Source organism: Acinetobacter sp. EKM10A (genome assembly GCF_011075215.1).
Classification (GTDB): Bacteria; Pseudomonadota; Gammaproteobacteria; order Pseudomonadales; family Moraxellaceae; genus Acinetobacter; species Acinetobacter baumannii.
Map to the genome: position 1 here is coordinate 314,364 of NZ_JAALLK010000002.1, position 25,721 is coordinate 340,084.

The window sequence follows — 25,721 nt, forward strand, 5'->3', positions numbered from 1 at the left end:
AAAACCGATATGAACCATGGCACATTTCCTATTTTTGATGGCCATAATGATGTACTAACCCGATTGTGGTTAAGTGATCATAACAATCCTGCTCAAGCTTTTATTCAAGAAGGTTTAGCCGGACATCTCGATTTAAAACGTTGCCAACAAGCCGGTTTTGTTGGCGGTATGTTTGCTATTTTCTTGCCGCCTTTTCATTATGTTAAGCAGCATCATCCCAACAAACTCTTTGACCAAGACGCATCTGACTTCACACAACAGCAAATTGAACACATTTGTTTGGCACAGCTCGATTTAGCAAAACAACTTGCCGAGTACTCTAACGACATTCAAATTTGCACAACTGTTCAGGATATCCAGCACTGCCTAACACAGCAAAAGTTAGCCATTGTATTGCATATGGAAGGTGCTGAAGCATTACAACATAATCCAGATTTACTCGATGTATTTTATGATGCTGGGCTTCGTAGCATCGGTCCACTTTGGAATAGACCAAGTCGTTTTGGTCATGGTTTAAATGCCAAGTTTCCGCATTCACCTGATACCGGAGCAGGGCTTACAAACGAAGGTAAAGCATTTATAAAGCGCTGTGCTGATAAAAAAATGGTGATTGATGTTTCCCATATGAATGAACGAGCTTTTTGGGATACAGCTAACATTCTTCAGCAGCCAATTGTCGCAACTCACTCAAATGTTCATGCTTTATGTCCACAAGCCAGAAACTTAACAGATAACCAACTTAAAGCAATTAAGGACTCTAAAGGCATAGTCGGGTTAAATTTTGATGTCGCATTTTTGCGTAAAGACGGGCAGCGTGATGTAAACACATCCATTGAGGTACTTTTAGAACATCTTGAATATTTAATAGATCAAATGGGAGAAAATCATGTCGGTTTTGGTTCTGACTTTGATGGAGCACTGATTAGTCATGAAATTGAAGATGTAAGGGGACTACACCTACTGATTGAAGCAATGCAAAAGCGGCATTACTCAAATGAGATTATAGAAAAAATTTGTTTTTCGAATTGGTTAACCGTGCTCAATCGCACCCTAGGTAAATAATTTACAGACAAACATATTAAAAATAGCGAATTACTTAACATTTTTTATTGGCCGAAATGACTAAAAAAAATACAATTGGTTTAATTGTCAACCATTTGGTAAATTAATTAGAATCAATAGTACTAAATGTAAAGACATTTGGTATTTCAGGTCTTTAGTGGTTTTCACTTGCGCTCATTTCTTTTTGAGAAGTAGAAATGGGCGTTTTTTATTGCCTTAAACAATTAAATGTTAATCGTGTCACAAAAAAGTTCATTTTGTTGCAAATCATCGCTTTCCTATCTTGACTAAAAGATCGACATTAAATACATTGGAAGAGTATTTAAAGATAAATAAGATTGCTTAAAGCAATTAATAATACTGCTTAATCCTGAAATACAGTAGAAAGCCTATTCTGTTTTGAGAATAGGCTTTTTGCTTTGTATCAAAATTTATTTTCTCAAAATATTATACTTTTTAATTAACATAAAAATTAAATACCTTACAAAAGCGGCTCAAATGAAAGCCCTTAAATAACAAAGAATATGCTATTAATTTAAGTTGATTTCTCAGAAGTTTCTCCGTCAATTAAAGAGGTGCAAAATGTTAAAGTCAATTTTAGTATTAGGAACAGGTATTGCGATTGGCATGTGTATGTACAAGAAAAAGCAAAAGAACAGTAAGAGCTTCTCTACTGCTAGTGATACTGACTCATTGATTAGTAAGGATAATAATAAGAGTAAAGATGACAATTCACTCGATAGTGCTGTCCAGGTTTAAAGTTAAATGCAAGGGTTCATACGTGAGCCCTTTAAATATTATTTTTTATAAAATTAATTTTACTTAAAATAAAGATAGTTTTAATAAGTTAATTTAATAATAAAAATTATTTTTAAAGATATTCCACTATTCATTTAATTATTAAATAAATATGTTTAAAACAAAAAAACACTTCAAATGTTAAATTTTACACATTGTAGCAAAACACCCTTTACTATTTTTTATGTTAAGAATAAAAAAATGGAGATTAGAATGTCAAAGCGCCATATTTTAAAAGAAGTTAATGCGAAAAGTATGTGTGGGATGGAAATTGTAGTAGAACAAATTTTTGAAAATACATTGGAGAAAAATTTAGCTTCGGCTGAAATCGAACAAAACTGGTTACCGCTTTCCAAGATTGTGATTTCAGATAAAGTTATCAATTTAGATCAAGATAACACCTTTGCTCATCCCAGAACAGGGAAAGTCTTTAAAGTTTTAAATTCTTAAATATTTTTGGTTTTTAGCATGAATATAAAATTAGAAATGATTGAGGCGAAACAACAAAACGTTTCGCCTCAATACATTTAATTAAGATAATTTGCACTTCTTGACTCGTGATTAACCTTAAAATACGTTAAGTTATTTATAAATTTTGAAGTAAATACTGATTTTTTATGATAATTGAGATAGAAACCCATCCACTGCAACCTTTTTTACCAGAAAATGCCCGTTTATTAATGTTGGGAAGTTTTCCACCGCCACGTAATAAATGGAAGATGGACTTTTACTATCCGAACTTTCAAAACGATATGTGGAGAATTTTTGGTTTAATTTTTTTTCAAGATAAAACTTATTTTTTAAGTGAGAACCAAAAAAGTTTTAATGAAGAAGCTATCCGCAGTTTTCTGATTGAGACAGGCATTGCTATTTTTGATACGGCGTATCAAATTAAACGCCTCAAAGGTAATGCTTCCGACAAATTTCTTGAAATTGTCACTCCGACAGACTTAGCAGTTTTATTGGAACAGATTCCCCAATGTCACACTATTATGACTACAGGCGATAAAGCCACAGATACCTTAATCTCAGTTTTACCTGAGAACACGGAAAAACCTTTAATTGGGACATCTACATCAACTTATTTTGCAGACCGCGATATTAATCTATATCGATTACCGTCATCTTCTAGAGCATATCCATTAGCTCTCGAGAAAAAAGCAGAAGCCTATCAGAAATTCTTTAAGGAAATCGGTTTCTTGTAATAAGAAAATTACATCATCCACTCAATTGGCAAATAAGAGACAGCTTTAATCATTGTTCTCTGAAAACGGCTGGTTCCTGGGTCTTTATCATATTCAATGACTTGTCCGTTTGCTTGGTAATCTAGCCAAGTAATTTGGCCTTGGCTATTTAGCTTAAGTTGATAAGCTACTTGAGGTAAATGTTGATCTAACATAACAGAAATCTGAGTTTGTAATTGACTGGACTCAATCACCAAACCTACTTCGGTGTTTAAGTAGGTAGAGCGGGGATCAAAGTTAAATGATCCGATAAAGACTTTGCCATCTACATCAAAAAACTTGGCATGCAAGCTCGACTTATTTTTTCCTTTTGCTGGTATAACGCTGCCTGTTACGATTTCGTACCACGTTCTACGTCGTCGTTCCAGAACAGGTTTAAACTCATACAGTTCAATACCATTCTTAAGCATTTCTACACGGTATTGGCTATAAAAGGCATGTACGATCGCAACATCGTTTGCAGCAAAAGAATTTGTTAAAGCGCGGACTTTTATGCCTTCAACTCGTAGTTGCTTTAAGTAATAAGTGCCTTGTTGGGTAGGTACAAAATAAGCTGAAGCTAATTCTAAGTGTTGCTTAGGTTTACCCATAATAGACATGACTTGGCCATAAAGCATTTCATGTTCAGTTGCAGTGCCCAGTATTTTCTTCGGAGAGTCAGCAACAAAATGGGCCTTAGACCATTGAATAGGGTTATGCTCTAAAAGCTCTTTTAAATAACTCTGCGCATCGTAAAGCTTATCTTCAGTGAGACTATGGTCTTCGTGGTGGAGTTGTTCATAGTGCTCTCTTAAAGCTTTTAAATGGTGCTCAGCACAAGTTCCGATAATGTCAGTTGCATTTACACTTAAGGTACTTTCCCAAAAATCAGCAAATACAGCTTGGGCATGGCGTACTGCATGCCCGTAAAATAAGATATCCATATCTGTAAATTGAAACTTACTACTTGCTTCAAAATATTCACTACTAATATTTCTACCGCCTGTTACTGCAATCGATCCATCTGCAATAATAAGTTTATTGTGCATACGATGATTTACTTTTTTAAATCGGAACAGATAATCAAAGATACGTAAGTATCGAAATTTATAAGGATTAAATAATCTAATTTCAAAGTTGGTATGCTGTAAAAGGCTTCTTAATATACCATCGAGCTTTATACCGTTTTGATCATCAATTAATAAGCGAACTTTGATGCCACGATCCGCTGCCTTGAGCAGCTCATGTAAAATAAGGTTCCCCACAAAATCATTGGTCCAAATGTAGTATTGTAGATCAATCGTTTCCTTGGCATTTCTAATTAAATAAATTCGTGATGCAATACTCATAAATGCGTCATCAAGAGCTACAAAGGCAGTAAGACCTTGCTGAGTTTTTTCCTCTGCTGCCTCATCATTCAACCAATTATTTGTCTTTATCACTATATCTTTCTCATTAGGATCATATTTATCTGTATAAGAAGGTAAATCAGTAAAGCCCCAAGCACTTAACGCCATAGTACTATACTGCTCATATAGCTGATTGATCATGTAAGCATTTAATTTGCATCCAAGTTAGAGCTATAAGAGCATTCTTATATTCAATTTATATGTCAAAATTCACCATAACTGTATGATTTTGTTATAATCTAAGAAGATTAAAATTTAAAATATAATAAAAACAGTGGCTTATAAAATATTTTTTAAATTTTCTATAGTTATATATGACTAATCAACCTAATTATGTGAGCTGTATTTTATTGCAAACAATTATTTCGATAGTTTACGTTTTTTATAAGTAAAACAGTGACGTAGTTCTCTTTGTCGGTATAAGATGCGTTTTATTAGATACTCATATTTCATAACTTTACATTTCTTACAATTAAGTTACCAACAACTACATTACAACACATGATTTCTATCATACTTCCTTAAAAAGCTGAGTAAGCAACCAGCCAGAAAGAGGAAGGAAGGAGATAGGAAATGCCACAATATTTAATGATTGCTGAAAAGGTGTATAAAAAAATTAAAGAAGATGATCTTTTCTCTGATACTCCGACCGAGCATTTAAATAACTTAATAGGTGTGATTCGTAAGGAAATTAAAGGTACAAAGTTTAAGCTTAAATATAATTTTATTGACTTTGACGAATATTTAACAAAGCCACTAGATGAATGTGCCGTCAAAATTGATATTAGCCTCATGCCTAGTCATAAAAATAAAGATGAATATATTTTATGGTTAGCTGGATTTATAGAACGAATGACGACAGGTGGGGAAACCCATCTTCCACCTATCTCAAAATTTATTCCGCCCGATTTTAAGTTTAATTGCGAATTTGATAACGCTAAGACACCAGCAAAATCTACACATCTAGATGATGAAGGTGAACTGATCATTAACTATTTTAAGTCTGAAGCTTTTATGAAAATTATAAACGAAGAAAAATAATGTGATAAGAAATATAGAAGGGTTTCTGCCGTACTTCTATTCATAGCTGTTAAAATTCAGCAACCGCCTTTTGGGGCGGTTTTTTGTGGCTTAATCTCTTTTTTATCTCGTTCTCTTCACATAAGTTTTCATTGTAAACAGAAGTCACTTGTTCCCTATAAAAACAGATACATAGATTAGTGCTAACTTTTACTTATCTTCATTGAGTAAGGAGATAAGATATTTTGAAATATTTTCTTTTTGCTTCAATTTAAGCTTTTCACATACCTTTCAAAAAAGATATGGTGAAAAATTTCCCTTTTAGACAATTGAGTCTAGATGTATTCTGAATCTCTAAAAAACTTCCATAATTGTTGGTTTTTTTAAGGAGGTGTCTATGCTCCATAATATTAGACAATTTTTCTGCATACACATCTGGGAATATGATTTTGATATTTCACATGATGAAGTCAGAGAATGCAGAAAGTGTGGGAAAATTCATAAAATGAAGAGTTCCCATAAAATGACTTAATTTTAAAGTGAAATACTTCAGTCATACTAAGCCAATTAAAGATAAGCTCAATAATTAAAAGTGTTGAGCTTATTTATTTTAAAGAAGAGCATAGTTTAATTCAGTAATCATATAAAACCTATTAATTTACTCAGAATATAATTCAAAGTAGTTCACACTTTAAAATAATAAAAAGTTGCAACTTACATAAAACTCTATTAATTTTAAAAAATAAATAACACTTCAATAAAAACTGAAAACTTAAATTTATAACTTTAATTTTATACTCATATTTTATAAAAAAATTGACAAGGAGATAGAAATGCCAAAATACTTACTATTAGCAGAAAAAATTTCTAAAAATATTAAACAAGATTCTTCAAACAATTATCTAAAAAACTTAAATAATTTAATTATAGAAATAAAAAAAGCCATTACAGGAACGGAATTAAAATTTTTATATAATTTTTTAGATTTCGGTGGTTCGCTGCTTAACCTTCAAGATGAAGTATTGCTCAAATTTGATAGCAGTTTGATTCCTAGCTATAAAAATGAAGAAGAATTTATTTTATGGTTAGCAGACTTCATTGATCGGATCACTATAGATACGAGTAAAGGAGATTATCCAATAAAAAAGAATTTAGCCAACCTAAGCTCTATTGCTGAGAAATTGATTTATAGACATTAGAAAATCTATGGCCATCCTCATCAAATACTGAACTATAAAGAACTGCTTTGGTTATTGGCAGTTCTTTTATACTTAAATTAGTTTTTGGGTTCTTGTTGGGGAGCTAAGTTAATATCGTGTCTAACTCTGCTTATATTTTCATAAATAATTTTACGCATTCTATTTATTGCCCCAAGTGGTTTATGTTCAGGTAAAGCATGCCACGGTGTAAAAGAGAGATTTTCACAAAATTGATTCTGTTCAGGGGTATCAAAGTTTTGCTTTGGAATATGAATGGTCGCAACTTGGTAAAAAGGTGCTTCATTTTCTTTCCACTCGGTCATTGCATCTTCAACCAACATTTTAGTCGAAGTTCTTGGCTGTATAAGAAATTCCATACACACGTCTTGCTTTTGCAATGTATCTTTTAAAGCATCTCGTAAAAAATTATGGCTAGGGTGATCAGGTAGAGTTGCAGACACAGTAGAGCAATTTCTTACGGAGTATTTAACCGCTTGACGGTCAACACCTAATCCTAATTGATAGGGCACCATAGACCAATACCGTGCATATAGTGGATTTGCAATTTTAGAATTACGCGCACCTAAAGCATTCATAGTACCTTTAAAACCTAAAGCAAATGGAATGTGAAGTTTTCTGACCATATTATGGCTATTTACATCATTCATAAAAGACAGGTATCTTTGCCCGTCATTTACAAAAAAGACGGGGTGATTAATCATAATAAAGTCTTGAGTTGTAGCCTCTTTTTCATTTTCTAAAATTTTCTGACCTGATACACCTAAGATTTTTATTGCCATTCCACGTGCGTCTTTTTCAATATCTGCTCTAGAAGCATCATTAGAAGCATTCGAAAAACGAATCCATGCTTCATAGTTTTTATCTGGAATAAAAATACCTTTTGCAAGTTGAGCTGGTATATTTTTAAGTACATGAAATTCAGCACGAACACATCCATGCGCCTTAGGGTGTGCATCACGCAAAGCATTTCCCGCTGTATACTGTTCACGAATCGACTTTTCAATAACTTGAGTTATTTGATGAGCTATTACTTCTTCATTCGGTTGTAACTTTTCTCCTAATGCTGTATCGATCTCTGGATAGTCGATATTTTCTGAAGAAGACTTTACTGATGGGATTGTTTGGGAATATAGCGTTTCACTACAACCTATTGATACAAACAGAAGAGGAGTAAATATAAACAGAGCCTTAAAATTGATAGGCTGTATAAATTTTGACATTTATAGTCTCCTCGGTAGAAAAAATATTTTAGAATAATATTAAGTTTTTTGTTTAAGTTTATTTTGAGCTTTTTAAAATTATTCACTGTAAATAATTTAAACGTCATTGTTACTTATCTGAACAGTAAAATAAGAATACTTATTTAATATAAAACTTCTTAATACATTAAGAGAATGACGTCATGATAACTAATCGACAAAATGTGCAAAATAATACTAATACATCACCTCATCCAATTACCCAAAATACACTTATTGATCGGTTTAGTCCTATTTACTGGAGAATAGATGGCCCACAAACCATGTCTTTTGCCATTACAAATTATGGAAATGGATTTGAAGCATCTTTTAGATCACGTATGACAAATGACTTGGTAGGGATTAGCTGGGATTCTTATGACACGAAAGATCATAAACTTTTAGCATATGAAACCAAATATAGTTATGCAGGGGTAGTTTGGGATTTTGATATTGAATTATCGGCTTCTATGCCCGTACTTAATAATCCAAGTTTAACCCCAACTTTAACGGTGTACTATCATGACAATGGCGTAGATAAAATTGCATATATCGTCTTATTTAATTATGCAAATAATCCTTCGTCGCGAACGGCGCATATTCATATTAACTGGGATACAGTTAAAGCTGGTTTTTCTGCTACAGATAGCTTTCCGGTAACCAATATTCAACGTATCTCATTTTCAGGCTTTACTAGCCATTATAACGGCCAGTCAGCTACGCCGTTAAGCCAGCCGGAAGATGGTTATATTCGTATTACCAATTCAGTCGTGACTGGAACAAATGCAAAGTTAAATCTGTGTCGTGTTGTTGTACCTCAGCACAATTATGGGATCTGTACCAGCTATGATGACCATTATGACTTGAACCCGCAGCGCCTAGTCAACAATATGGTCGCTTTGGGATATCAGGGATTGGTAAACCACTATTGTGGAATGTCGCATTATCCTGAAATGACATGGAAAAGCGATATTAATAAATGGCAAATACCAGATACGTTGGTAACAGGTGAGGCAGTCGTCAACGCATGTACCCGAAAATGGCATGAGAAATATGCCCAAGCTCTACATAATGCAAACATGCAACCCATTTTTGGGGTAAGTTTTGAGATGTATTCACTTGGAGCAAATGAGTTTTGGGCACAGCGTGACTGGAATAGCAATTTAGGTAAAACAGGTTACCAACCACCGAGTTATTTCTTTAGCTTAAGTGATCAAAATGCTTTGGCTTATTTGCACAAAGTTTTTATTGAGTTCGCAGATACAATGGTTGCTGGCGGCTGTAATGTTAACATGCAAATTGGTGAACCTTGGTGGTGGTATAACACGGACACGAATCTACCTTGTGTGTATGACTATCCAACAAAATTAGCCTTTAATGCCGATACAGGACTATATGCGCCAGACCTAGGCACAATCTATGAGGCTATGAATAAAACAGGTACGCCGTATGATGAGTTTAAAACTTGGTTAAGAAATAAGTTAGGACAGACCTGTCAAAATATTCGAGCAGCCATTAAAGCTAAATATGCAAATGCTCAAGTGTGTCCTTTAATATTTTTCCCATCCATTCGTTCTCCAATACAAACCCTAGCAACCTATATCAACTATCCAAGCCAGCACTACTCATATCCAAATTTTGATTACATCATGACTGAAGCTTATGACTGGCTTTTAGAAGCTAAATTAGATTTAGCTCATCAAGCTGTTTCTCAGATACCAACTCAAGATTTAGGTTATCCGGCAAATAAAGTTGCTTATTTATCTGGATTTGTGCCAGATGCATCTATTGCCTATATCTATGGATTCGATAAAAACAAACCTTATCGGACGCCAATTTGGCAGAGGATTTTTGGCGATATGAAAAATAACGTATCTCTTGGCCTAATGAAGCAGTTTATCTGGGCCTATCCGCAAGTTATGTTCGATTCAATTACAATTGATACGACCCAAGCCCCAAATGGCTTCTTTGTTGAAAATACACTTTACTCACCAATTAGTGATAATACACCGTATCCACCAGATATTTACCTCTAAGTAAACATAAGCTGTTTATAAGAGAAGTAATCTGATAGAAAGCCTCTTCAAGTAAGAGGTTTTCTTCTTTTTTTAGTACAGGCTTGCTTAGACGTAACTGACTGGCTATGCTGTGATGGATTGTCATGAAAGCCAATTTTAATTTAAGCAAAATTAAGCTCTTGTATTATCAATATATAATCTATTTTGCTCGACTATAAATACCGAATGATTTAAAGGAAACCCAAAGATGAAATCTCGTGCAGCTGTCGCCTTTGCCCCAGGAAAACCTTTAGAAATTGTTGAAGTTGATGTTGCACCACCCAAGGCTGGTGAGGTTTTAATAAAAATTACCCATACAGGGGTATGCCATACCGATGCTTTTACATTATCTGGCGATGACCCAGAAGGTGTTTTCCCAGCGATTTTAGGTCATGAAGGTGCAGGTGTTGTAGTTGAAGTAGGCGAGGGCGTAACAAGTGTTCAACCTGGCGACCACGTGATTCCACTTTATACAGCTGAATGTAAAGAATGCTTATTCTGTAAATCCGGAAAAACTAACTTGTGTGTTGCGGTACGTGCGACGCAAGGTAAAGGTGTAATGCCGGATGGAACTACACGTTTTTCATATAACGGCGAACCGATTTATCATTACATGGGTTGTTCAACCTTTAGTGAATATACAGTAGTTGCGGAAGTCTCTTTAGCTAAAATCAATCCTGAAGCGAATCACGAACAAGTATGTTTACTTGGATGTGGCGTGACTACAGGTATTGGCGCCGTGCATAACACAGCTAAAGTACAAGAAGGTGATTCGGTTGCCGTATTTGGTTTAGGCGGTATTGGTTTAGCTGTTGTACAAGGTGCGCGTCAAGCGAAAGCAGGGCGCATTATTGTCGTAGATACCAACCCAGATAAATTTGAACTTGCTAAACAGTTTGGTGCTACCGATTTCTTAAATCCAAAAGATTATGACCAACCTATTCAGCAAGTGATTGTAGAAATGACAGGCTGGGGCGTAGATCATTCATTTGAATGTATCGGTAACGTCAATGTTATGCGCTCGGCTCTAGAGTGTGCACATCGTGGTTGGGGACAATCCGTTATTATTGGCGTTGCTGGTGCAGGGCAAGAAATTTCGACTCGTCCATTCCAGTTAGTTACAGGCCGTAAATGGTTAGGCACTGCTTTTGGTGGAGTAAAAGGCCGTTCACAACTTCCTAAAATGGTCGAAGATGCTATGAAAGGCGATATTCAACTTGAACCTTTTGTAACACATACCATGCCTCTACAAGACATTAATACCGCTTTTGATTTAATGCATGAAGGTAAGTCAATTCGTACTGTTATTCATTTCTAAATAAATAAAAAAAGGGCTGTGATTCAGCCCTTTTTTACGCTTTATAGTTTTATATCTTAAATAGCATTACCACAGATATCGGTTGTACCCTGAGGGTAGTTAAACTGTAGCGCATTACGATCAGTAATCAGTTCATTAGATAATTCTTGTCCAAATAATTGTTCGGCATCTATTGATATAGCACTTGAGACAGAAAAGCTTATATTCTCAAGTGGAGCGGGTAAAGTAGATTGATACCCCTGATCAACACCATTTACAATAAAGCCAACCTGCTTAGTATTCTGATTAATATACATCCCTAATCTTTGGTATCCATTTGAATTATTTGTCATGTTTTGACCTTTATAATATGGATTGTCAGGCCCGCTATTATCACTAAGTCGATAAGCTACAGAATAGTATAATCTAGCAGGATTCTCACCAAAATCTGGATCATAAGTGCCCATATCAAACCAATAGTTGGATCTAACTGTATAGCCATTATTTGTTATGCCATTAAAACCAATGGCAGAGGAGTAATAAGTAGAATTACTAAGTGATGAATTCCCAAGAGCTGAGGCTGGAATCTTAAGCTCCATTTCAAATGCAATAATACCGGTATGAGGTAATGTGAAATCTCCAATGTCATTAGTAGAATTAAGACTAATTTTACTTCTAGCCACATACTCTAGAGTACCATACTTACTTTCTGGCCTAGGCTCTACTTTAAGACTAAATTTTTGCCCACTTATTAATGGGAATATTTTCATAGACCAATAGTCAGAGTGTTCATCATTCCAAAGATCATAATCTTCTTGATTCGCGTCAAAATTATATTTGCAGACTGGGGCGGAGGAATTAAGGGAATTCGTTTGAGCCAAAAGTATTTGAGGCGCTAATTTTTCATTCTTTGCAGTTGATGAAAAGTTTTTAAATGTGACTTTTTGGCTAGCCTCATTATGCGTTACTGTATTGGTATTATCATAAGATACCTCATACATAGCCCAACATAATGTCACTGCACCAACAGTAACTATACCTATTTTTTTCATAAATTTTCCTATTAAGTTAAGTACCAAATTTCTTAGAAAGTAGTGTTAAATTAAAATTTATTATTAATATTTAAATATTTGAAATTATTATGTTTAAAAACTATTGAATATGATTAATCATATTCAATAGTTACAGTAGCCATTGCACGTACTTTACCAGCCGTCACATTTGTTGCTGTTTGATAGTAGCGAGCAGTCATCGGTACGTTATATTGAATTGTCTGGTTAGAAGACAAGGTACCTAAGGCTAATTTGTCACCTTTTTTGATGACTTGATTTTTATTTTGATAATTCCAGAGTAACTGTACACCTACGCCGTTTGCTTTTTCAGATGTTGGAGCAGTATTCGCTAAAACCTGATTATTTGTTCCGTCTTGAGTAAAGTCGTAAGTTAAACTAATAAGGTTTTTCTCTTCGTAACCCGTTGGATTGATACCCCCATTACATAAGATGTTCATATCGAAGGTTTGTTCGCCTTGAGTTGAGCCAACGCCTTTAAAACCAGCCTTTGTAACTGTAGGCAATTGTACAACTTTATTAATATTACCTTGAATTTCACATGAAGAAGAGGCGATAGTAATTGCATTACCATAAACTGTACTGGTTAAAAAAGGTCGGTTCGCATAACCGCTTACATAGTATCGACTATATAAACCAGGCACTAATGTACCCGAACCAGTCTGTGCAGCAGTTTTCACAATTTCGACAACAAAGTATCCCGAAGCAAGAAAATATTTCATACCTGGTGTTAAACTACGGGTATACGGATAATAGCCAGAAAAGTTAGTTGCATTTTCCGCTTCACGGTACAAACGAATACCAATTCCAGGAATATTCGTCGAATAGATATTATTCCCTAGTGGGCTTAATGCATAGCCTTGGGTAAGTGCAGCAGTAATAGTATCGCTATAAGACGTACATCTTGCTGTTGAACCATTTGCGTTAATTGGAAAAGTTGCTTTTCTTAAAATTTTTCCAACTGGGTCACTTGGTCGGACCACAACGCGACCTACAGCCATGGAAATATCAACCGTGCTAAATGAGGCTCCATAATTATCATTGCCTAAAGTACAGTAAGCATTAGCTTCACCATACACACCAAGACCAGCCGTAAATAAAAAACCTGTTAATAATATTCTTTTCATTTGCAGACAGCCTCAGTCATAACTATGCTTTGTTGCTTATTTTGCAACTGATTACTAATGTTGTACTCAACCGAACAACGCTCATTGCTCTCGTCGCCCCATTTTACATATAGACTATCTTGAGCAAGTGGGGTACGTAAGTAAATCATACTACCTTGCGCAACAATACCTACAGCTTCATCTTTTTGATTAAAGACTTGAGCTCCAAATGGTAAACTGTTGCCATCAGCAGTTTTACTATTAATGTAAACTGCATAACCTGTCTTAGTTGCAAAATCTACTTTAGCAATTGCACCAGCAAATGGGGCAATACGTTGACTTGTTTCTTCAAGTTCAACTTCGCTCGACATTTCTTGTGGGTCAAGAGTAATGTCATTAAGGCGGTATGGCGTAATATAAGGAACTACTGCATAACCCGATTTATTTACACTTAGACCAACCGTGTTATTCACTTTTGCTCCAGCAGCATCAGGTGCATGCACAAGTACCATGGTTTGGCCTTGCTCAGGTCCAAATAAAATACCATCTGAATGTGCAACTACACTACCACTTAAGCTAACCATTGCTTGCTGGTAAGAGTCAGCAATACTATAAGAGCCTCCAACAGTTGCATAGTTAGTACGGTAACGACCATTTGCGTTAAATGTTGGGTTCGCATAGTCTTGATGTGAGACAGAAGCGCCGTAACTAAAGCGATCACCCACCATTCCACTTGCACCAACAGTACGGCTGTCTTCAGAAGCAGTAACGTTGACGTTGACTGAATTCTTCTTAAAGTTAATTGGGAATGAAAGCGTCATTAAATATTCAGTATCATGCGACGCATCATTTGAACCGTACTCAACCTTACGGTTAATTGCAGATAAACCATAAGTTAAACCATGGTAGTTATTACTATAACCAATCTGATACTGTTTAGTACTCTCGCTACGATTCCAGTAATCTACCCATGAACCTACCACATAGAAGTTACCCCAACCCTCAGGTAACCCTTGGTTTAAAGTAATCTGGAACTCACTACGTTGACGACCAGCAGCATAAGTGTTTACACCTTTTTCTTCCAGGTCACGTATAAGCAGGGCATCGCGCAATTTATAGAAGTTTTCGGTTGAATAACGGTAAGCTGCAAGTGTTAAGTTTGTGTTGGTCGGCGTAATTAACTTACTATAACTTAAACGGAAACTTTGACCTGATTGTGAAGCCTGTTTTTCAAACTCAGCTTCAGAGTGAGTCACGTCGAATGCAATTGCTCCAATTGGTGTAGCAACGGCAGCACCAAGCAATATTGCAGCGTAATTCTCAGATGCTTGAATTCCGGTATAGCCAGTTAAGTAGTTATTAATACCTTGTTGGTATTTACCCTGAATAATCCAAGGATCCAGATCAATGTCTTGATCACGGAACTGACCTACAGTTAATGAGTAACGGTTCATGCCTGGGCGTAACATCTGTACAACAGAGGCATAAGGCACAGAAAATTTCTGTATTTCACCATTCGCTTCGATAACAGAAACTTCAATTTCACCACCAAAGCCGGTAGGGTAAAGGTCATTAATTTCGAAATTACCTGGTGCAACCGTTGTTTGGTAAATCAATTGCCCCTGTTGACGTACTTCAACTTTTGCATTGGTTTTTGCATTACCACGGATACGTGGAGCATAACCAAGCATACTATTCGGTAGCATTCGATCATCACTTGAAAAATCGATACCACGATAACCATATGAGTCAAATACTTCGCCGTTGGTAAAACTATCCCCAAGTGTTAAAACACCACGATATTTAGGGAAAGCTCTTTGTAAGTATGTACTTGTTTCTTGATAGTCTGATTTAGATTGATTTTCTGCAGGCGTATCTTGCCATTGCCACTGACCATTATGACGTAATTGCCAACCTGCTAAATTTAGTCCAGCCGTAACCCCCATAAAAGCATTGGTCGTTTCGCTTCGGTCACCAGACTGATTAAAAGTTTTATACGCACTACCACTATAAGACAAAAAGCCAGCATTAATCCCGCGATCCCATACGCTTGGGTCGACATAGCCTTGAGCATTTTTTTGTAATGCAACTTGAGGAATTGAAATATCTACACGTAAACGAGACGTATCGAATTCATAAAATGCGTTTTCTACCCATTCTTCAATTTTATAACAACTATTATTTTCTTTTTGAAGGGGAGCATGCTTGGTTAAAATTTCTTGTTTTACGCCGTATTCAAGAAGGTTCATTCCAGTAAAACAAGTTACGGCATTTTGATTTGGATCTAATGCCTTGAAAATCATGCGGCGTTTACCAAACCATTGACCATTTACATAAACGTCAACGTTATATTCACCTGGTAAAACAGGGTTGCCGTACTTAAATCGAGAAATATCGACTTTCTGAGCGTCACCAATTAAAAAAGCAGAATCAAATTCAGCTTCTACAGGCGCACTCGCAGCTGCTTCTTCAGCATGCACGAACACAGGCATTGTCATTGTAACAACGCCAGAAGCCAAGTAATAACAAATATGGCGTTTTAATAATTTATAAGATTCTTGCCTTTTTTTTGGCATAGCTAAGTCCGCCTACTCACATAATAGGTGCTTAAATTTATTAAAAAGATAATCTGATTACTGAAGTTTTATTTGGTGTTCGACTCGACCACCATAGTCGTTGACATTAATAAAACTCATATCCTGAAGGTTGCTATTCTTAAGCTGAATAGAAGCTTCAGAAAAAGGCTTAACCATTAGCCCTTGAGGCAATAAATCAACTTTTTTATCTCCAACCTTTTGATAAACAGAAGTCATCGTAATGTGGAAAGGAGTTGGATTTTTTACCGTTAAATTCTGACCAGATTTAACCCATTGAAGCTTATCTGCTGCTAAATTCGCATCTTCTTTAATTGAAGCCGGACGATAGAAGAATTTGATCCGGGAACGAATTGCAAGTTGTAAGAAGTTATCAGGTGTCGTATCTGCATTTTTTGAGGTAGGTCTTGGTGGAATATCCAAAACGTTTAACCACAAAACAGTTTCTTGCTTCTGGTTAAATTGAGAAGCATTTGGAAGGGCAGTAATACGAAGCGTCTGACTTTTTGTCGCTTCAACACGAGAAATTGGAGGAGCAATCATAAAAGGAACTTTTGATTGATCCGGAGTACTTTTTGGATCACCTTCATCAATCCAAGCTTGGACAAGTGCTGGCTTTGAACCGTTATTGCTAACTTGTAGCGTAACTTCTCTAGCATCCGACGGATAAATTACACGGGTACCATGAATTACAATTTCTGCTTGAGCGGCAGGAGCAGCAACAGATGAAGCAAACGCCAAACCTAACAAAAAATTATAACTGTTCAATTTCATTTTTCGAGTTCTCAACCAAGAAAGATTCAGGAAAGTGCTACACAAAACAGGGTTTCCATGCGGACATAGAAACCCCGCTATCAATTAATTATTGATAGATAATTGTGTATTGAACAGAAGTAGTTACTTTACCAGCAGTAGAAGCACCAGTTGCATAGTATTCAGCATAGTAGTTAAGGTCAGCACTTGCACCTTCAGCTACGTCAACCCATTGAGAGTTAGCTTGAGCACCGTTTGCACCAGCAGCAAGTACTGGGATGAAGTTATTGTTGCTACCTAAAAGTTGAACGTTAACGTTTTTAGCACCAGTAGCGTCTTGGTTAAGTAAACGACCAGTATTGAAGTCAACAGTTGCACCTGGTTCAAAGTAAGTAGCTACTTTACCTTGTGAACAGTTAGCTAAGTTGATTTGGAAAGGGGTACGGCCAGCAACATCCCCAGCAACAGCTAAAGTTTGTTTAGAAACAGTAGGAAGAGTCACTGTGAAATCTTTACCAGCAGGAGTAACGATGTCACAAGTTTTGTCTGTAACTAAACCATTAATTGTAATTGTACCATCAGCAGCTTGAGCATTCGCAATCCCTACAACCGAAAGAGCAGCGATCAAAGCAAGTTTTTTCATAGTGTTTTCTCAAAAGTCTGGATAAAAGTTTAATTCCTTACTTTTCCAGTGTTTGACATCTTGAAAAGTAATGTAACAATGCTAACACTTTTTAAACAAAATGCAAACTATGTCACATTATTTTTTCATAATTTTAATTTGGTCACACTTTTAGGGTGCAGTTAATAGCTAGTTAACACAGCTTATGTAGCTGTTTTATAAATAGTTTTTATTGTTTAGAAGAAAGGAATCGTAGAGATAAGAAAATTACATAAGGCTACTATGTAACTGGAAAAGAATTAAACAATTTACGTGAAGAAGAAGTTTAAATTCTTACAATACAATTATATAGAATAAATTATGCAGATGTATATAGAAAAAATATACAAATAGACATTTTTGCAGAAAAAGAGTGACCCAATACCCAATTCATAAAAAATTATGTTGAATTGTATGAATCACTCTTTTGCCAGCTTCTATAGTAATAAGATCAAATGTGATGAAATGAGCTTAATGATAATTGATAAGTATAATCTTTCGATTAGAACCTAGACTTTCAATGCTAGTGTCCATCTTCTCTGTATGTTGAGCTAATTTATAGAGACTATCTTTATTTAAATATTCACTATCAAGTTTAATATTCAAATTATTGACTGCGTTACATTCTATCTCATTACTTTTTGTTGAGCATGTGTCTTCAACAATATTTCCTTTGATCATTATTGTGTTATTTGCATAACAAAATAGTGGGGAAGTAGAAAATACCGCTAAAACCAAAATTTTAAATATATTATTTTTCATTTTATAAGTACCTATTTATTAAATAGTTAATATAAGTGATACAATATTTTTTATTTAAAAACAATATATAAATCAATTTCAATTAAAAAACATAAAATAATATGTGACCCGTATCTCACTAATTATTTAATTTGTTTAAATAGGTTTTATTTCTACATCTATTTTATTAAAACGACAATTAAATCACACTTTACAAATATTAATGTATCTTAGTTATTGTAAAATTAAATTATTGATAATAAATGCTTTAATTAAAATTATAAAAATTTAACCTAAAATACCAAGCTAAAAAATAATTTAATTAATTATAATATTTATTGAAATAATATATATTCACGGAAATTAAAAGTAATGTTTTAGCTCAGATTTTTTATTTATACGAATTAAAATATGAAAAATAAAATCACTTTTGAATAGGTTGTAAATAATTCTCGTATTTATTTAATTTTACTTAAAAACTTAAGGTAATAATAAGGCGAACTAAATTAGAAGATTTAATCTTTAAAGTATTTAAAAGGAATACAGAAAGTTGAGTATCAGAATGATTATTTTAAAATTTCTGTAATGATAAAGTTGTTTGAATTTAATTGAGTAGTAAGGAGCATGGTTCATCTGAAATTTAATTTAAATTTTAATTCTTTAGCCAAAGACGATCATCTAAATTTAAGTGCAGCAAAGATTCTAAGAAAAGCTATACAGTGATCAATAAAATTATGTTAGCTATGTAAAGCTAAATAGAGAAAGATGAATGTCATATTTATGCTCAGATAGTGATGTTTAGCCAAATAACTTTAAAGCTACGTAAAGAGAGCTTTAGATCTGAAAGATAGAAATAACTAGGGATTAGTTTAAACTATATAATTGTTCGTATAATGTGTGCCTGATTATGTAACATAGCCGATTTGCCATAATTTCATAGCAAATCGGCGTTTTTTTACATAGTCGGCATTATGCGATCTGAAGGCTAGAGCAGGGGATGCTTAACTTTTTTTTGATCAATTATTTTTTTGTTTCTACTTTTAATGTTCCATCTCTAGTTACTTCTACAAAGCCTTCGAGCAAAGTTTGTTTAATAATCTCATGGAAGATTTCTGTATCTCTTAATGGCTTTTTACCTGCTTTAACAAGGTCTCTGTTTACTTTTAATGCTGTTTCATTCAATGCATTTTCTTCTTCATCTGTAAATCTAAAAGTTTTAGCCATATTCATGCTCCTCAGTTGATTTTTAAATTGTAAATGAATTTGTGATTTGTTCTTGTATTCATATGTGATTTCTGTATTATTACTGGAATGTGATTTCTATATTTGTGATTTTATGGAAAAGGAACTAGCTTTTGAGATTGTGGCCAAGATCATTTTTGATCGGGCAGTGCAGTTAATTATTGGGGGCAATCCGGCTTACGAGTCTGAGCTTGTTCTTTTCCATATTGAAATGACGATGGTGGAGTGGGGCTATAAGTCTGCCAAAGTAGCGGAGTACTACGACATGTTGAAAGCTGAGAATGATAATTTCCGTTCAATGGGGATTTGCTAATGGGTGAGTATAAAAAACAACCAAACCCCACAGCTTTATCGGGGGGATTGGAAAATGCGATGGTTGTAACCCCCATTAATAAGATGGGGGTAAAGACATCCGATACGCAACTGCAAGATGCCGATCTCCCGTATCAAGAGCATTCGTTATATACAATTCCATATGCTCACATGGTGATGACTTCTTCAGGTGTTAAACCAGTTCAATGCCGTCTGCCTGCTGACAATGAAATTGCCGTGATTGACTGGGTAAATTTCACAATCGGAATTGAGACTTTAGGTGATAAGTATTGGAATGAAGATGAATACATCATCGATACACACCGTTGGACGGCTGCTGTAGAGGAATTGGACCACCAGTTACATCACATCTTTGGATTCTCAACGACTGCATGCCGTCATGGCGGTCTGAATTTCTATAAAGAAAGCTATGTACTAGGTGAAGATTTCGGCTTTGTCTGCATTGGCGGTCAACGTAATACCATCTTAATTATGATTAATGGTCGTGGTTGCAACTTTGCTAAAAGTGGTTGGGAATTAAGACTTTACAACTTCTTAGTGACTATTGCTAAACGAGCTAAATTAACTCGTGTTGATATTGCACATGATGACTTTGAAGGTAAAAAGATCAATGTTGATTGGGGCAATATGCAAGACGGTTTAGGCGGTTTTAGCTGTGGTAACCGTATGCCGAATATCGAGCATAAAGGCAATTGGAAACGTCCAAACGGTAAAGGACGTACTTTAATGGTCGGTGCACGTGAATCAGGCAAGATGCTTCGTTTGTACGAGAAAGGTCGTGCTGAAGGTGATCCGAATGATAATTGGCAACGTGCTGAAGTTGAATTTAAATCAATTGACCGTGTTTTACCGTTCGATATGTTGCTGGCTCCAAGTGAGTATTTCATAGCCTCATACCCATGTTTCGCATTTTTATCTGAGGATATTCAACCTGCAAGAATTGAAACAATTCAAAAGGTTGCACGCATTAACTTTGATACTGCCATTAAGAACCTTAAACACCAATATGGTAAGTATATCAATGTTTTTAAACAGGTTTTTGAACCTGAAGAGTTAATCAATATTATTTCTTGCTCTGATCAATTCGCTTATCCGAAGCGGTTAGATCATGTGCTTATAACTGCTCGGAGAATGTAGCAATGATGCAATTTAAAAATAAAGTGAAAATCTTAGGTGCTAAGGCTGTTGATTTTAAAACTGACGATGGTCGTCATTATGACCATGTAGCTTTGTACTGTGAGGTTCCACTTGATCAATCGCAAGGTAATGCGGTTGGTAATGCATGTGAGGTTTTTAACTGGCAAGACCGAACAAATCTAGTGTTGCTTAAGCAACATAAATTTCCGTTAGAAGCTGATATCACATTTGAAATGGTTACTTCAGGAAAATCTATGAAGTATGTCGTTAAACAAGTTGAGTTGCCAAAGGTAATTTAATGATTGATGTCTTAGACGAGGATGGTGCAAGTAACATTGCACATCCTGAAATCTTCGGAAAACCGAAATAAAGCTATACATTACACATAGTTATTTTTACCGCTTCGTATAATGTATAATATGTTAAAAATCAATAACTTATGTGTAATTTAACTATGACAGAATTTGTTTATACATGCAAGAAGTGCGGTAAAAAGTTTACAAAACACTCTGATTACTGCATCCATTTTTACAAGTGTAAATAACAGATACCACTGGCTTTTGGGGGCGTGGTTTAAAAGCGCAAGCCAGTGGCTCTAATTGGGGATTTTAGAAATGGACATGGTCTGTAAGCAATTATCGTCACCTGATGCTAATGGGGTGCAGTCATGTCTTCAATGGGGTCAAGCTGACCTTTATTTACCACCATTAAGCTACGCCGAAGCTACAACAATTGGGGGCGCTTTTTGGTTATGTCTGGCAGTCGTATGGAGTTTAAAAACTATACGAGTGCAAATTTTTGAAAAGTAAGGAGTTCAATCATGAACACTAAAAAACAAGTAATGCTTCAACGTTTTAAACAAGCTGCTGTAGTTGCTACGGCTGCGGGGGTAACTGCTGCATCGAATGCTGCAATTGATGTAACTGAAATTACTGGGGAGTTGTCTGGTGCTCAGGTTGCGGGTGCTACTGTAGCTGCTGCTGCAATTTTGATTCCGCTAGGTATCAAAGTATTTAAATACATCCGTTCTGCATTCTAAGAACCAGTGTATTACATGCGAGCCACCGTAAACGCGCGAGGGCTCGCAGTCGCGTTTACGGGGTGAAGCATGGGTGATATTGGGGCGTACATATGGCTATTAATGATGATTTATATTGGTATAAAAATGTTTTAAGAAGAACAATTTCAACAACAATCCGCTTTTACTTATCTCTCTCAATTATCCTTTCACCAATAATTCTAATGACTGAAGCTAACGCCACCGATGATGGTGATTGGTGGCTTCAACGTGAAATCAAGCTGCAGCAAAACCGTGAAGATTATGCAAGACGTGTTTATGGTCGATCTGCAAGATCATTTACTGAAACTGATCCAGTAACTGCGAAAACAAGAACAGTTACTAGAATTGCTATTGCAGAAGCATCGCCTACAGCTTCAAAAGTGGGTAGCTCCATGTTTAAACGTGTGGCTTTCTATGCAAAGAATCCAGGCGTACAAATGGTTGGTGTATATGCTGCAACACAATTAATTGAAGCAATTGGTTGGGTAATGACAGATGGTGCTTACGTAAAGAAAAAACCAGTAGAACCAACTGATCCTGCTGACCCAAGATTGCAATATTACTATCAGAGCAGTTCTTTTGGGGTTACTAAAAAGTTTGGTACGAATAGTCAGGCAGCTACAGATATTTGTACCCGTAATGCACAAGGCAATGGCTGGATACTTGTTTCTGTTACTCCTTACAATTGGGGAGCTACTGAGGTAGGTGAAAGAGACGCAAAATGTATTATTAAGCGCTCTCCAACAGATGCAAATGAGATTTTTAACTGGGGTTATCAACGTCAACTAAACCCGATTTATAACCCTAATTCACCACCACCACCAGATCAAATTATTCCGCTTACCCCTGAGTTGTTAGGGGCTGCAATGATGGGCGAAGGTTATCATGATCCAGTTGATTCAACAGTTGATAGTAAAGTTAATACGGGTTTAATGGACCAATCTGTAGCTGATGCATATAGCCATGCAGGTAATGGTGTTGGAGATGAATTAGCTAATGATATGGACTATCAAATTAAAAATGCTCCATTGACTCCAGACGGTCAGCCTGCACCTTTTGGCGATCCTAGATATAAAACACCACCATTATCAGATAAGCCCTTTATGAATGACCGTTCTTGGCGCACAGATGGTGGTACTGCTGATGGTAAATCTGAGCCTATCAAAGATGTGGATGGCAATCCGACTGGTGGACAGTCTATTTCTATCGAATTTCCAGTATTTTGTGAATGGGCTTTTACGGTCTGTAAATGGTATGACGACTGGAAAAAAACAGATGAATGGATGAAAGAAGATCCTGAACAGAAAGACCCTGAAAAAGTTGAATTTGATGAAGATGTATCGGCAGGTACTGTAACCCTTACAGGTTCGGATGCTTGTCCAAAAGACTCTGTTCAATTTACTTTAATGGGTCAGACTTATACTATCGAATTACCTTATCAACCTGTTTGTGATGCTCTTACTTTCTTTAAGCCTGCTGTGTTGGCTGTTGGTGCTATTACTTCAGCTTTTATCGTTGCGGGTATTAATGTTAAGGGAGAGGATTAACTATGAGTTTAGCTAGTCTTCTTTCTAAAGTATCAGAAACAATTTTATCTAGTGCCGTCTCAAAATTACTTAAAGGTGCTGGACTTTCTTTATTTACATACGGTGCAACACAAGGAGCATTTTCTTTAGCTGTAAGCACAATTCAAAGTTATTGGGGCACATTAGGCAACGTATTGTATGTTGTTGGTCTAAGTGGATTTGATCAAGCTATCAGTATGGTTTTATCTGCTATTGCCTTACGTGTTGCATTATCAAGTATGCAAGTTGGGGTACGAAAAAGTGATTAATTTAGTATGTGGTCAACCACGTAATGGCAAAACTCAATTTATGGTGAAAACCATATTAGATATGCTTGAAGAAAATAAAAAATTAGAAGAACAAGGTAAACCGGCAAGACAAATTTATTGCGATATTGATGGTTTGAGGATACCTGAAGTTGAACCTGCTCCAGACGATTGGCGTGATACTCCGGATGGTTCAATTATTATTTATGATGAAGTACATATGCGTAAAGCATATGAGTACAAGGGTAATCAATACTCTCAAGATCAAATGATTAAGGACCTTACAATTCATGGTCATTTCAACAAGGATATTTGGTTAATTACTCAGGACCCTGCGCGAATAGAGAAAGGTATTCATAAGCTGATTGATAAGATGTACTTCATAAAGCGTCCTAGTTCTAAACCGCCTTATACAAATGTTTTTGTATTTGATAAGTGGTTATCTAGTCCTGAACCTGCTGCAAATCGTAATGCTAAACATAAGAAGTATTTCGATCATTATCGCTTTCATTTTAAAGACGAATATCAAAAGCTTTATCATTCTGCGTCTGACCATTCAAGTATCAAATTTAAGTTACCAAAACAGTTATTTATCTATGTATCAATTATTTTAGGAATAGCTGGTTTTGTTGTGTTTGGTTTAATGAATACTAAATCTTTTAACCCACAAAGATTTGAGGATAAACAAAGTGCGTCAGATACCAAAAAAGATAGTAAAACGAATGGTCAAACGGCTAATCAGAAGACTGACGAACAGAATCTTTTATTAGATCAGCAGTGTTCTAAACAGTATGGTTTAACCATTGAGCAATGTGCAGACTTACGTGATCCGACAAAAAGAAATGCTGAATTATTGGCAAAAGAGCAAAATGACATGCAAAGTATTGTGCTTAAATACAATCCTAATAAGCCTTATGATATTGATGCTAGTCAAGTCAGTTATGAGATTACGTCAAAGCCTGTGTTTAGCGGTTGTATGAAGCAGAATGGACGTTATGTAGCATATACCCAGCAAGGTACAATTTTGCATGATGTGTCTCAATCAGATTGCAGACGACTCTTAAAACATGCAGGTGATCGACCTTTTAATTATTTTGCTCAACCACGTAATGAACCTATGAATACAGAAGCTTTGAGAAATGATTCTGTTGAGCAGATTCCGCAACGTCAACAATCGATTCAATATGCTGAAAACTATATACAGCGTGGCTTAGAGAGAGACCCTAATTGGGATTTATAACGATTTGAAATCATTCCCTTTGACTACAAAAAACCGTCTCTTTGATGTAACGTAGCGGTATAGAAAAGTGTCTTCAGGGGAATTGAGACACATCGAGTAAACAATTAAATCTTGTATAAATTTTGAGTGTCTCAAGGCGTAGTCTAGACACTTTGACGGGGGATATATGACAAAACAAGTTTTTGAATATTTAGAAGAAAAAGCAAGCCAAGTGATAGATACTTCTTTATTGCCTTTGGATTGTTTAAAAAATCTAAATGAGTTGTCTGGTGCAATTGATGTTTTAGTGAAATGTGGTTACTTGACTGATAAAGAAAGTATTAATAAAGCGTTTGATATTTTAGAGCAAGTCACCACCTTTGCGGATAATTCTTTACCTAATGGACTGGTAGAATATGACAAAACATGATGCACATGTACTTAAGTTTAAAATGCAATTTTTTCCTATTAAGGTTTTTATTTTTATTGCGATGTTTTTCTTCATTACAGGGATGTTATTTGCTTCTTTCCTCTCTGTATTTAAATGCACTTTTTAGCGTCTGAAAGTTCGCATAATGTGTGCCTGATTATGTAACATAGCCGATTTGCCATAATTTCATAGCAAATCGGCGTTTTTTTACATAGTCGGC

The 25,721-nt window shown here is 35.5% G+C and carries 26 protein-coding genes; 17 read left to right on the forward strand and 9 right to left on the reverse strand.

The window, feature by feature from the left end; all coding sequences use genetic code 11:
- Positions 1-9: 9 nt before the first annotated feature.
- From G9371_RS04360 to G9371_RS04375, 4 genes are all read left to right on the forward strand, one after another.
- Positions 10-1,062: a dipeptidase gene (locus G9371_RS04360; protein ID WP_029423826.1), complete on the forward strand. Its 1,053-nt coding sequence runs from the start codon at positions 10-12 to the stop codon at positions 1,060-1,062.
- 582 nt (positions 1,063-1,644) lie between these two features.
- Complete coding sequence (locus G9371_RS04365; protein ID WP_032009088.1) at positions 1,645-1,821, forward strand: hypothetical protein; 177 nt, start codon at positions 1,645-1,647, stop codon at positions 1,819-1,821.
- A gap of 252 nt (positions 1,822-2,073) precedes the next feature.
- Positions 2,074-2,310 (forward strand): hypothetical protein, encoded by a 237-nt coding sequence (locus G9371_RS04370; RefSeq protein WP_000044010.1) that lies wholly within the window; start codon positions 2,074-2,076, stop codon positions 2,308-2,310.
- A 167-nt stretch (positions 2,311-2,477) separates the two neighbouring features.
- On the forward strand, positions 2,478-3,065 hold the full coding sequence (locus tag G9371_RS04375) for a uracil-DNA glycosylase family protein (protein WP_029423827.1): 588 nt from the start codon (positions 2,478-2,480) through the stop codon (positions 3,063-3,065).
- A gap of 8 nt (positions 3,066-3,073) precedes the next feature.
- On the opposite strand, the gene G9371_RS04380 is transcribed toward G9371_RS04375, so the two are convergent.
- Positions 3,074-4,633 (reverse strand): phospholipase D family protein, encoded by a 1,560-nt coding sequence (locus tag G9371_RS04380; protein ID WP_032009093.1) that lies wholly within the window; start codon positions 4,631-4,633, stop codon positions 3,074-3,076.
- 432 nt (positions 4,634-5,065) lie between these two features.
- Between G9371_RS04380 and G9371_RS04385 the strand changes: the two genes are divergently transcribed.
- Together G9371_RS04385 and G9371_RS04390 are read left to right on the forward strand one after the other, a co-directional pair.
- On the forward strand, positions 5,066-5,533 hold the full coding sequence (locus G9371_RS04385; protein ID WP_001136797.1) for a hypothetical protein: 468 nt from the start codon (positions 5,066-5,068) through the stop codon (positions 5,531-5,533).
- A gap of 812 nt (positions 5,534-6,345) precedes the next feature.
- Positions 6,346-6,711, forward strand: a complete 366-nt coding sequence (locus G9371_RS04390; protein WP_001127340.1) for a hypothetical protein — start codon at positions 6,346-6,348, stop codon at positions 6,709-6,711.
- Between the two features lie 77 nt (positions 6,712-6,788).
- Here the strand turns inward: G9371_RS04390 and G9371_RS04395 are convergent, their stop codons facing one another.
- Positions 6,789-7,952 carry a catalase family protein gene (locus G9371_RS04395; protein ID WP_000032780.1) on the reverse strand — a complete coding sequence of 388 codons (1,164 nt, stop codon included), beginning with the start codon at positions 7,950-7,952 and terminating at the stop codon, positions 6,789-6,791.
- Positions 7,953-8,134: 182 nt separating this feature from the next.
- On the opposite strand from G9371_RS04395, the gene G9371_RS04400 reads away from it, so the two are divergent.
- Together G9371_RS04400 and G9371_RS04405 are read left to right on the forward strand one after the other, a co-directional pair.
- The gene (locus G9371_RS04400) at positions 8,135-10,006 is read left to right on the forward strand and encodes a hypothetical protein (RefSeq protein ID WP_029423829.1); all 1,872 of its coding nucleotides are present in this window, start codon (positions 8,135-8,137) and stop codon (positions 10,004-10,006) included.
- Between the two features lie 229 nt (positions 10,007-10,235).
- On the forward strand, positions 10,236-11,345 hold the full coding sequence (locus tag G9371_RS04405; protein ID WP_000842122.1) for an S-(hydroxymethyl)glutathione dehydrogenase/class III alcohol dehydrogenase: 1,110 nt from the start codon (positions 10,236-10,238) through the stop codon (positions 11,343-11,345).
- A gap of 56 nt (positions 11,346-11,401) precedes the next feature.
- Here G9371_RS04405 and G9371_RS04410 read toward each other — a convergent pair whose 3' ends face one another.
- From G9371_RS04410 to G9371_RS04440, 7 genes are all read right to left on the reverse strand, one after another.
- The gene (locus tag G9371_RS04410) at positions 11,402-12,376 is read right to left on the reverse strand and encodes a DUF4882 family protein (RefSeq protein ID WP_029423830.1); all 975 of its coding nucleotides are present in this window, start codon (positions 12,374-12,376) and stop codon (positions 11,402-11,404) included.
- Between the two features lie 113 nt (positions 12,377-12,489).
- A complete protein-coding gene (locus tag G9371_RS04415) occupies positions 12,490-13,521 on the reverse strand; it encodes a fimbrial protein (protein ID WP_000821745.1) in 1,032 nt (343 codons plus the stop codon).
- Positions 13,518-16,076 (reverse strand): fimbria/pilus outer membrane usher protein, encoded by a 2,559-nt coding sequence (locus G9371_RS04420; protein WP_029423831.1) that lies wholly within the window; start codon positions 16,074-16,076, stop codon positions 13,518-13,520. The genes G9371_RS04415 and G9371_RS04420 overlap by 4 nt, the downstream gene beginning before the upstream one ends.
- A gap of 57 nt (positions 16,077-16,133) precedes the next feature.
- Positions 16,134-16,868, reverse strand: coding sequence for a molecular chaperone (locus G9371_RS04425; RefSeq protein WP_000774086.1), 735 nt, complete (start codon positions 16,866-16,868; stop codon positions 16,134-16,136).
- Between the two features lie 88 nt (positions 16,869-16,956).
- Entirely contained in the window at positions 16,957-17,490 is a 534-nt protein-coding gene (locus G9371_RS04430; protein WP_000731819.1) for a fimbrial protein, read from the reverse strand.
- A 489-nt stretch (positions 17,491-17,979) separates the two neighbouring features.
- Positions 17,980-18,270 carry a hypothetical protein gene (locus G9371_RS04435; RefSeq protein ID WP_000794349.1) on the reverse strand — a complete coding sequence of 97 codons (291 nt, stop codon included), beginning with the start codon at positions 18,268-18,270 and terminating at the stop codon, positions 17,980-17,982.
- A 999-nt stretch (positions 18,271-19,269) separates the two neighbouring features.
- Positions 19,270-19,473 carry a hypothetical protein gene (locus G9371_RS04440; RefSeq protein ID WP_002062240.1) on the reverse strand — a complete coding sequence of 68 codons (204 nt, stop codon included), beginning with the start codon at positions 19,471-19,473 and terminating at the stop codon, positions 19,270-19,272.
- 112 nt (positions 19,474-19,585) lie between these two features.
- Between G9371_RS04440 and G9371_RS04445 the strand changes: the two genes are divergently transcribed.
- From G9371_RS04445 to G9371_RS04485, 9 genes are all read left to right on the forward strand, one after another.
- On the forward strand, positions 19,586-19,804 hold the full coding sequence (locus tag G9371_RS04445; RefSeq protein WP_002062233.1) for a hypothetical protein: 219 nt from the start codon (positions 19,586-19,588) through the stop codon (positions 19,802-19,804).
- Positions 19,804-20,961, forward strand: coding sequence for a replication initiation factor domain-containing protein (locus tag G9371_RS04450; RefSeq protein ID WP_002062239.1), 1,158 nt, complete (start codon positions 19,804-19,806; stop codon positions 20,959-20,961). Before G9371_RS04445 ends, G9371_RS04450 begins: the two co-directional genes overlap by 1 nt.
- A gap of 2 nt (positions 20,962-20,963) precedes the next feature.
- Positions 20,964-21,260 carry a hypothetical protein gene (locus tag G9371_RS04455; RefSeq protein WP_000983197.1) on the forward strand — a complete coding sequence of 99 codons (297 nt, stop codon included), beginning with the start codon at positions 20,964-20,966 and terminating at the stop codon, positions 21,258-21,260.
- Between the two features lie 315 nt (positions 21,261-21,575).
- Positions 21,576-21,770 (forward strand): hypothetical protein, encoded by a 195-nt coding sequence (locus tag G9371_RS04460; protein ID WP_000367699.1) that lies wholly within the window; start codon positions 21,576-21,578, stop codon positions 21,768-21,770.
- A gap of 11 nt (positions 21,771-21,781) precedes the next feature.
- Positions 21,782-22,000, forward strand: a complete 219-nt coding sequence (locus G9371_RS04465) for a major capsid protein (protein WP_001093107.1) — start codon at positions 21,782-21,784, stop codon at positions 21,998-22,000.
- A 92-nt stretch (positions 22,001-22,092) separates the two neighbouring features.
- The gene (locus tag G9371_RS04470) at positions 22,093-23,568 is read left to right on the forward strand and encodes a virulence factor TspB C-terminal domain-related protein (protein WP_029424032.1); all 1,476 of its coding nucleotides are present in this window, start codon (positions 22,093-22,095) and stop codon (positions 23,566-23,568) included.
- A 2-nt stretch (positions 23,569-23,570) separates the two neighbouring features.
- Complete coding sequence (locus tag G9371_RS04475) at positions 23,571-23,855, forward strand: DUF2523 domain-containing protein (RefSeq protein ID WP_000050492.1); 285 nt, start codon at positions 23,571-23,573, stop codon at positions 23,853-23,855.
- The gene (locus G9371_RS04480) at positions 23,848-25,092 is read left to right on the forward strand and encodes a zonular occludens toxin domain-containing protein (RefSeq protein WP_029424033.1); all 1,245 of its coding nucleotides are present in this window, start codon (positions 23,848-23,850) and stop codon (positions 25,090-25,092) included. The genes G9371_RS04475 and G9371_RS04480 overlap by 8 nt, the downstream gene beginning before the upstream one ends.
- A 166-nt stretch (positions 25,093-25,258) precedes the next feature.
- The gene (locus G9371_RS04485) at positions 25,259-25,501 is read left to right on the forward strand and encodes a hypothetical protein (protein ID WP_000166400.1); all 243 of its coding nucleotides are present in this window, start codon (positions 25,259-25,261) and stop codon (positions 25,499-25,501) included.
- The last annotated feature ends 220 nt before the right edge of the window (positions 25,502-25,721 follow it).